The sequence below is a fragment of the Rhizobacter sp. P2_H2 genome (assembly GCF_056403375.1).
The window spans coordinates 1-590 of the sequence record NZ_JBFUFP010001795.1 but is presented as its reverse complement, the minus strand read 5'-3'; the positions used below and the strand labels follow the sequence as shown (position 1 = coordinate 590).

Annotated in this window: 1 protein-coding gene; it reads right to left on the bottom strand. The window is 69.8% G+C overall.

Annotated features, from left to right (window positions below):
* Positions 1 to 590: efflux RND transporter permease subunit (locus AC1D15_RS36260; RefSeq protein ID WP_477829895.1), on the bottom strand; the 590-nt coding region annotated here is incomplete at both ends.

Sequence of the window (590 nt, the reverse complement as noted above, 5' to 3'; positions counted from 1 at the left end):
GGCCAGCAGCGTCAGCCCCGTCGCGACGATCAGCCCGCCCATGATCGCGACCGCCATCGGGCCCCAGAACACGCTGCGCGACAGCGGGATCATCGCGAGCACCGCCGCCGCCGCGGTCAGCACGATCGGCCGGAAGCGCCGCACCGCCGATTCGACGATCGCCTCCCAGGCCGGCACGCCGCGCGCACGGTCCTGCTCGATCTGGTCGATCAGGATCACCGAGTTGCGCATGATCATGCCCATCAGCGCGATCACGCCGAGCAGCGCGACGAAGCCGAACGGCCGGTTCAGCAGCAGCAGCGCGCCCGCCACGCCGGCGATGCCGAGCGGCCCGGTGAGGAACACSAGGATCGAACGCGAGAAGCTGTGCAGCTGCAGCATCAGCAGCGTGAACATGATGAACAGCGCGAGCGGCAGGCCCGCGGCGATCGAGCCCTGCCCCTTGCTGCTCTCCTCCACCGCGCCGGCGATCTCGATGCGATAGCCGTCCGGCATGGTCTTCTGCAGCTTGTCGAGATCCGGCCACACCTGCGTCGTGACCGTCGGGCCCTGCAGGCCCTCGACCACGTCGCCCTGCACCGTCACCGCAT